General features: G+C 50.4%; 11 protein-coding genes. 1 reads left to right on the top strand and 10 read right to left on the bottom strand.

Annotation, left to right across the window (positions count from 1 at the left end; all coding sequences use genetic code 11):
- A partial coding sequence (locus tag AK963_RS23305; protein ID WP_202969840.1) for a hypothetical protein occupies positions 1-418 on the bottom strand: 418 nt, incomplete at its 3' end.
- 291 nt (positions 419-709) lie between these two features.
- Between AK963_RS23305 and AK963_RS23310 the strand changes: the two genes are divergently transcribed.
- Positions 710-1,318 carry a hypothetical protein gene (locus tag AK963_RS23310; RefSeq protein ID WP_066017801.1) on the top strand — a complete coding sequence of 203 codons (609 nt, stop codon included), beginning with the start codon at positions 710-712 and terminating at the stop codon, positions 1,316-1,318.
- On the opposite strand, the gene AK963_RS23315 is transcribed toward AK963_RS23310, so the two are convergent.
- The 9 genes from AK963_RS23315 to AK963_RS33485 form a co-directional block, all read right to left on the bottom strand.
- Complete coding sequence (locus AK963_RS23315) at positions 1,296-1,538, bottom strand: hypothetical protein (RefSeq protein ID WP_066017802.1); 243 nt, start codon at positions 1,536-1,538, stop codon at positions 1,296-1,298. The two genes, AK963_RS23310 and AK963_RS23315, sit on opposite strands and share 23 nt — an antisense overlap.
- A gap of 18 nt (positions 1,539-1,556) precedes the next feature.
- Positions 1,557-1,730, bottom strand: coding sequence for a hypothetical protein (locus AK963_RS33480; protein WP_175404613.1), 174 nt, complete (start codon positions 1,728-1,730; stop codon positions 1,557-1,559).
- A gap of 134 nt (positions 1,731-1,864) precedes the next feature.
- Positions 1,865-2,275, bottom strand: coding sequence for a hypothetical protein (locus tag AK963_RS23320; protein ID WP_066017803.1), 411 nt, complete (start codon positions 2,273-2,275; stop codon positions 1,865-1,867).
- Between the two features lie 14 nt (positions 2,276-2,289).
- Complete coding sequence (locus AK963_RS23325; RefSeq protein WP_066017804.1) at positions 2,290-2,508, bottom strand: hypothetical protein; 219 nt, start codon at positions 2,506-2,508, stop codon at positions 2,290-2,292.
- Positions 2,509-2,588: 80 nt separating this feature from the next.
- Positions 2,589-2,774 carry a hypothetical protein gene (locus tag AK963_RS23330; RefSeq protein WP_066017805.1) on the bottom strand — a complete coding sequence of 62 codons (186 nt, stop codon included), beginning with the start codon at positions 2,772-2,774 and terminating at the stop codon, positions 2,589-2,591.
- Between the two features lie 108 nt (positions 2,775-2,882).
- Complete coding sequence (locus AK963_RS23335) at positions 2,883-3,176, bottom strand: hypothetical protein (RefSeq protein WP_066017806.1); 294 nt, start codon at positions 3,174-3,176, stop codon at positions 2,883-2,885.
- A 42-nt stretch (positions 3,177-3,218) separates the two neighbouring features.
- A complete protein-coding gene (locus tag AK963_RS23340; protein WP_066017807.1) occupies positions 3,219-3,533 on the bottom strand; it encodes a hypothetical protein in 315 nt (104 codons plus the stop codon).
- A 286-nt stretch (positions 3,534-3,819) separates the two neighbouring features.
- Positions 3,820-4,206, bottom strand: coding sequence for a hypothetical protein (locus AK963_RS23345; protein WP_066017808.1), 387 nt, complete (start codon positions 4,204-4,206; stop codon positions 3,820-3,822).
- Positions 4,206-7,216 (bottom strand): hypothetical protein (locus AK963_RS33485; RefSeq protein ID WP_202969841.1); only part of this gene is annotated, 3,011 nt, incomplete at its 5' end. The genes AK963_RS33485 and AK963_RS23345, both read right to left, overlap by 1 nt.

Genomic DNA, 7,216 nt, shown 5'->3' on the forward strand with positions numbered 1-7,216 from the left:
CGATCACGTCATCGTCTTCGGAAAATTCCACGTCCTTTAAGCCCTTAACGGCGGGGGGCTGCGCTCCTAAAAAACCGACATGGCGCAGGTAGTAAACACCGGGGACGGGGTTGCTGGCGCTGTCGGGGGCGTAAAAGCTGGCGCTGACTTTTTTAAACCGGCCTGCCTGCACCATTGCTTCAAACTGGGGATCGACCTGCTGCGGGTTCGCCACCAGACCGTCGTCGCTGAATTCCAGCCCGTTTACCCAGCCCCAGGCCGGGCCGTTGTCTTTCGGGTGGCCGATCACGATAGGGGCTTCGTGCAGGTCAGGGCTGTATGCATCCACTGTCGCTTTCAGGGTGTCGTCACTGAAATCCAGCGTGATGCCCTGGCTGCTGGTCTGCTTCCCTGGCTTAAAAATATGAATCCCTTTCATGAAATCCCTTGTCCTGTGGATGGATGTTGATGGACATGGGCTTAATTCTGGTGGGTGGTTTCCCTTCTCAACATACAGAAAATTACCGCAGGCTGATTAATCGCTCTGTTCACTTAGTCTCGCAATGGTTGACATGTTTTTAGACTGGAAAAAACAAGCATGAATACAGAGTTTTATTTTTTTTTTTTGATTTCAGTCACATATATATCTTGTAAATTGCATTGTCCTATAAATATTTGTCGTGGTAGTTGTATGAGTTGTATTGTTGATAACTATATAAAAGGACAATGCATGGAGTACTTTCTATCTTTTGAATCTATGCTTAAGGCAAGAAAAAAGAATAAAAAAATGAGGCTTGAGTATTACTTGGTTCATGCCTTCGCTATTTATTTACGTGGTACTTTTACACCAAAATATTTAGCCAAACTGCTGCAAATGAAACCCTCTGATGTACGATCAATCCTGAACAGCTCCAATAGTTTTTATGAGCAAGACGGCCTCTATCGGATCCGTGATCGCCTGATAGAGGACTACGATGGTTGTATGCGTGCGACTAAAGATGGCGATTTCGTTGATGTCAGCTTTTGCGATATCGAAGTGAAAGACGTTCCTGTGCGTGAACCAGTAACAAATCTTTGCATAAAAGCAGCTAATCGATACGGTGACTGTCTTACCTTGGTTGGCATGTCGTTACTGCTGGCAGTCAATGAAGGCGTTTCGACGCTTGTCGATCTTGTGGAGCGTTTGGATACCGAAGTTCCGTTGCAGCCCTATCTGGATGAATTGGTGGAGCAAAAAGTCTTAGCCAAAAAAGAGGAGGACGGACAAGCCATTTACCGTGTCGGTGCTGTGGGCGGTGAAATCTATAGAACCATGTTTAAGTCTCGTCTTTCCCGGTGACTTTCTCTCTAGCCATTCTTGCAAGTAACGCTCCGATCTGGTCACGAAAGCGGTCTAAAAACGCTATCAGAATCGGGTTGTTGCTCTGCTGGAGGTGGTGCTCGAAGTCATCAAACCACTGGATCTCTAATCGCTCGATGGCCAGCTCTATGTCGTCTTGCTGACCGGCTCGCTGTTCATGTTGGTCGGCGGCTGAACTATTCACGCAGTGTCTGTCCATGTAACTGCTCCTGCAAATCTATTTACGCTGCTGGTGTGCTTGGTAGCCTGCGCTGTAGGCTTCCATCAGGGCCTTGGCGATGCTCTGCATGGCCTGCTGGCTCAGTCCGCTGGTTTTGCCTTCCAGAATGCTGAAATCCAGTGTTTCGTGGGCAATGTCGCTAATGGTTTTTTGGGCTGTTGTTGTGTTCATAATGTGTGTCCTTTTTTTTATTTTCGTGTCTCTTACCACACAGTATGGACGGCGTCTGTTGTTCATCAATGACCTCCTGTCGGGTTATTCATCCACCCAATTAGGCAGCATTTCTGCTGCCTTGGGTGATGTTGTTAGTGCTTGATATGAAAGGGTACATACTGGTCGTTCCGATGCCACTTGGGTATCTCTCCGGGCTTATGCCTCAGGATGGCCATGTTGAGTTCTGTTACCCATGAACCGGTGCGGGTCTCCAATTCTCTCAGCTCATTCTGGTGTCGACTGCCCTGGTTTACGTCCTGTTCAATCATCAGGTAAATCTGCTTATAAAGTGCCATGAGGCGGCTGACCTTCTTTTCGATCCGGTCTTCCATGGGTATCTGGTTCTGCGCTCTCCATGCCACGCTCTTAATGGCGCTGATCAGGGCGTCATGGATGCTGTTGGGGTCGACTTTGGGGGCAGCCTTTGGTTCTGGCCTGGGTGGTTCGATGTCGCTTCTCAGGTCGCTGGTTAAATCGCTCAGCCATGCGTGAAAGTCTTTCATGGTGGTACTCCTTATTATTGGTAGTCGCTGTATAGAGTTTCAGGGTCTTGCTCTAATACCCTGACTGCTTTTTCAAGCTGTTTTCTGACTTTAATCAGGGTTGCCTGTGCAGACTCTCTATCCATGTGCTCTGTGCCCCAGTCCCAATTCTGTCTGTCTTCCAAGAAAAGCATCAGGGCTTCCAGCTTGTCTCTCTCGGTTATTCTTTTATTTGCTGGTGTTATGTTTTCCATCGTCTTTTTCCTTTTTTATCCTTCTGACACCAGCATGGACTATCACCCGCACACAGCCAGTACCACCCGTCGGAAAGACATCAGCTGTCTTCCATGTCTTTTAGGCTGCTGAATTGCCACCCACAAATACAGACCAGAACCTCGTCTATTTTCTGCTGCTCCTGCTCGCTGGCGTTTTGGTAAATTTCGGTTAATAGCTCTGACTGATGTTCGCTGTCTTCCAGTTCGTCGTTTGCGCCTGCGGCAATTAGTTCAATCAGGTTCATGCTCCACTCCTGCTCAAAAAAAAACTGGCAATTGCTCCTTGCATTGCCAGCATACCGTCCATCCCTGGACATAAAGCCCTGACTGGCAGGGCTGTCTGGTGGCGGCGATTAAATATGCCGGGGGATCTCTTTTTTCATGCTGTAGAAAACAATCCGGTTTTCTGTCTTGCCATCGTCGCCAGGGACAATAAAGTCACCTTTGTCATAGCTGATGGCCTCCAGTCCCTTTTCGGTCAGCTCCAACTCTTTACCGCCTTTGAGCTTCATGGTGATGCTCCACTTGCCGAGGCAGTTGGCGGTGGCGCTGGTGACTTCCACGTTGTTTACCCGCACCTGTTCTGCTCGGGCGAGCAGGGTTTTAAAGGCGCTGGCGACTTTCTCATGCGTTGTTTTTTTAGCCATGATAACTCTCCTTTTATTGGCTCAGGCTGTTCTGGCTGTCATTTATTTACGGTAGTTATCGCTGCAGCCTCCGAAATCATCGGGAAAGGGCGAGCTTGCGATTCGGCGTTGACGAGCCCGTTCTGCCGGGCTGTCTAAATACTGGGTCAATGGGTCGTACTTCGTGGCCACCTGTGTCATCCGTGGTTGCTCCTGAAGTGCGGTCATGTCCTGCTGGTAGCGGTACATAACGCTCCACACTTTTGAACAGGCGGTGTGATAGTCGTGGTCTTCAATACTGTTTTTAAAGTTGTCGTACTGCATGGTTTCCAGCTGGTCTTCCAAAGCGTTGATAACGTCGCTCTGTGGTACTTCCATACGGTAGCGATAATCAGCGTCAGGGGTGAAGCAATTTTTCCTCTGGAAATAGTGTTTTTAAAACGTCGGGCTGTCTGGCTCTTACCATCATCAGCTGCGGTTCGTTTCTGTGTCTCACAATGCTGACCATGCCCTTGCTGGTGAATATCCACATAACGGCGCTCCTTCTTCTGTTTTTATTGTTTGGTCTTTACACACACCATAGACGGCGACGGTCATCCAGCAAGGGAAAAAGCATGACGTTTTGCAAAGGGCGGGGAGCCGCACTGGGCGGCGCTCTGGGGGCTTATTTCTGAGGGGGTAGTTTTATTCTCAGCCATGCTTCTATATGGCCACGGGCTTGCTCTCTGTCGCCCTCGGGAAAGTCTATCAACTTCATGATGGTGTCTTCGTCGTTCAGGCTGCCGCCACCTGCCAGGCGCAGGGTACGTATGGTCACCAGCCCGTCTTCGCTCTGGATCTGCCACTGGTCGTCCCTGGTTGCCTCCACCTTGCCCTGTACCATGTGGACGGGGTTGCTCGGGGCGCTCAATGGGTCATCGCCTGCCCAGCCGTACTCAATCCATGCAATGCCCTGATTCATGTCGAAAATGTGGGCCGGGTATCGTTTGCCACCCAGTGGGTGATCGATCTCTAAATAAGTGTCGGGTTGTTTGGCTTGTCCTGGTGTCATTATGGCGCTCCTCGCAGTTTTACTATTTCTTCCAGCGGTCGTCCGTCTGGCCACTGGTCATAACCGGCATCCTGTATCGCTTTAATGATAGCGGCTTGCTCTGTACTTGAATAAACCACAATCCGGTCAAGGTCATCAAACAGGGATAGGCTGTCCTTAAAAATCGTTTCGTTGCTGCTCTTTTGGGCGGTGCTGGTTAGCTGCTTCAGTGTTGTCTTGCGGTATTGCTGGACATGGTCACCGGTCGTTCTGCCGTACTTATCGCTGTTGTAAGTGATGGCATCCATTCTGGTGGCCTGTCGTACTTTCCAGACGAATCCTTCCGACATGTATGCAGTTTTCTTCTGGTGGATGCGGGTGAAGAAATAGTTAGCGCCACCCGAACGTAAATCAGCATCGGGTGACATGCCGCCCGGGCGCAGGCCTCGACGGATTTTATCGGTGGTGGATGCCATCTGACCGCCAGAACTCAGCACCGCTTTCACCACTTCGGCGGTTGTCATGTTGGAGGTGTTGCGGTGATACAGGCGATGCTCTTTCTCAAAAGTTTTGAAATCCGGGTCATTCAGCAACTCTGGCCGGTAAAAGATACGGCGTCCCTGGCTGAATGCCTGATAGTCACCACGTGGGTTGTATTGCGGCAAACTTTTCAGGTCGGTTTTCAGCTTTTTATTCAGTAGCTGAATCTTTTTGTCGATCCGTTCCTGCTGGTCACTGATGGTGCGGGTGGTGTTGGCGATGACTTCGTTCTGTTTATGTATGTAGGCCAGCTTATCCAGATAAAGCTCCTCAATATCTAACGGGTTCGCCCGCTGGCTATCCACACCGAGTTTATTGATCAGCTGAAAGACCTTTTCGGTGTCGGCCTGCTGGTTGCCTGGTATTTCAATCTCCACTCTCCCTTGCAGTGAGTAATAGGTTTCTCTCTTGTTCGGCCAATAGCGGATGACGGCACCGTCTATGGTGGTTTCGTAATGATAGGAATCCAGCTCATGGATCTTGCTGCCTTCTCTCTGGTAGCCTCGCTCAAAAGAGCCCAGTCGGTAGCTGGTCTTTTTCTTCTTCCAACTCAGGCCACCGGTTTTCTTTTTTATGTTCTGGGGCAGGGCTATATCAAAGGGTTCATAAAAGCCCAGGGATTTGTCCCAGGTGGGTACGCTGTGTACTTCCGTTTCTCGGAAAGTGCGGCGCAGCTCCTCCACAAATTTTGTGGTTTTCAGTTCAAAGTCTTCAACCTGCGACGCCGTACGTCTACCCTGTTTCACTTCCTGGTTCATGCGCTCCAGCACGTCGTCATACTCTTTTATTGCCACTAATATTTTTGTTTTGATATCAGCATCAATAGTGCTTTGCTTGTCTGCCCGGTGTGCGATGCTTTTGATGGCACTGATCAGCCTGGCATGGATATGGTTGTATTTGTCCTCAGCCTCAATGGTTTCTATGGTGTCCTCCAGCCGTTTCATAGCAGTCGGCATTATCTTGAAATAAGCACCGGTCACGTCTTTACCCTGGAGGTTTTTCTTGTGGTAGAGCAGCACGTTGTGGTCTTCGATGTCGCCCTTGTCGGTGGGGATGGTGTAACCGTTGGAGCGACTGTTGACCACCTGCTCGTATTCCAGCCGGTTGATGGCGCTGCCGCTAACGGCTGGTTCTGGTGTTGCTTTCTGCAGTGCTTCTGGATACTGCTTTGCTATGTCCTGTTGTCTGGCCACCAAGATATTAATGAGCTTGGTGCGCTCCCGTTTTGTGGTAGGGCCGATGCGCTCTACCAGCTCGTTGATCTGCTGCTTATCCAGTGCCAGTACTTTTCGGGCACCGGCGATCATGTCTTCCCGGGTAACGCTGGCAAACACCGCCGCTGATTGGGGGTTCATGGCGCTGTCTCGCAGGCTCTCGATCTCCAGCACTTTTTTTCCGAATGCATCTCCCTTTAATCCACCTTGCGCTCGGTATCTCAAGGCACCACCAGTATCGATATGGATGGCCTTACTGCCTTTTATCAGTAGGTTGTCGTAAGAAAGACCCACCACGTCCCAGTTGGCCAGCCAGGCATCCACCATAAAGTTATCCCCTATGCCCTGGAGCTTGCCGCTGGTTAGCTGCCCGGCGTCCTGCTGCAGGCCATCAATAATCTCTGAAGCAATGCGGATCTGTTTGCCGTCCTGCAACAGGTAAACGTTGGGTACGTCTACCCCTGCCGCCTCATATAGCTTCGCTGCCAGCACTTCGTTCCTGGCAATGTCTTCACTGGCGGGTTCCTTGATGTAGTACTTTTTGCCGGTGGTGGTGTCCTGATAAAAGCCACCGGGGTTGGAGCCTTTCTGGTTGCCGATTTTGGTGAGGTCACTCCACTGGGGTGCTCCGTTTTTTGGCGTATGTATCGTTACTTCAGGTTTCTGTGCTAAATTCTGGTCTGCCGTCTGGTCAGGTACGGGTACAGGAGAATCAGGTGTGATGGAAACGTCCGCCTCTGACTGGGCGGCTCCCTGCTTTGCCTTATCCAGCTTTGCCAGAAACTTTTCCTTTGCTTCGTCATCCAGGGTATTGAATGCCGCCTGTTGCCCCGGGGTGGGTAACTTACCGGCCAGCACTTTCTTTTTGTAACCCGATAGCTTGGCAGCAGTCTCTTTCTTCAGCTGCTCTACCTGGTATTGCTCCTCTACCTTTTTCAACAGCTGAACCGGGGTCAGGTCGTCGGTATTTCCACTTTTTTCCAGCTTTATGAGGATCTGGTTTTTCAGTGTCTGCCCTTTGGGGTTCTCTTTAATGTCCTTAAGGGTCTCTTTAGCCTGCAGCTGCCCGGTCTTTAGCTCGATACTCTGGTCGATAGCTTTCTGCGCTTCCTCTGGCAGCTGGTGATAGGCCGCCAGGGCGTTGCTGTTGGGTGCCTTGCCGTCAATGATGGCTTTCTTGTATTGGTTGATCAGCACTGACTGTTTAATGGTCTCGGCTTTCGCTTTGGCGCTGTCCAGCAGCTCTTTCGGGGTGAGGTTGGCGGTGCCTTTCTGCT

Source organism: Endozoicomonas atrinae, assembly GCF_001647025.1.
In the GTDB taxonomy this organism is placed as follows: Bacteria; Pseudomonadota; Gammaproteobacteria; order Pseudomonadales; family Endozoicomonadaceae; genus Endozoicomonas; species Endozoicomonas atrinae.

Bases quoted from the DNA above. Each gene is read 5' to 3' on its own strand.
- AK963_RS23310 (WP_066017801.1), top strand. From the start codon at position 710: ATGGAGTACTTTCTATCTTTTGAATCTATGCTTAAGGCAAGAAAAAAG.
- AK963_RS23315 (WP_066017802.1), bottom strand. From the start codon at position 1,538: ATGGACAGACACTGCGTGAATAGTTCAGCCGCCGACCAACATGAACAG.
- AK963_RS33480 (WP_175404613.1), bottom strand. From the start codon at position 1,730: ATGAACACAACAACAGCCCAAAAAACCATTAGCGACATTGCCCACGAA.
- AK963_RS23320 (WP_066017803.1), bottom strand. From the start codon at position 2,275: ATGAAAGACTTTCACGCATGGCTGAGCGATTTAACCAGCGACCTGAGA.
- AK963_RS23325 (WP_066017804.1), bottom strand. From the start codon at position 2,508: ATGGAAAACATAACACCAGCAAATAAAAGAATAACCGAGAGAGACAAG.
- AK963_RS23330 (WP_066017805.1), bottom strand. From the start codon at position 2,774: ATGAACCTGATTGAACTAATTGCCGCAGGCGCAAACGACGAACTGGAA.
- AK963_RS23335 (WP_066017806.1), bottom strand. From the start codon at position 3,176: ATGGCTAAAAAAACAACGCATGAGAAAGTCGCCAGCGCCTTTAAAACC.
- AK963_RS23340 (WP_066017807.1), bottom strand. From the start codon at position 3,533: ATGGAAGTACCACAGAGCGACGTTATCAACGCTTTGGAAGACCAGCTG.
- AK963_RS23345 (WP_066017808.1), bottom strand. From the start codon at position 4,206: ATGACACCAGGACAAGCCAAACAACCCGACACTTATTTAGAGATCGAT.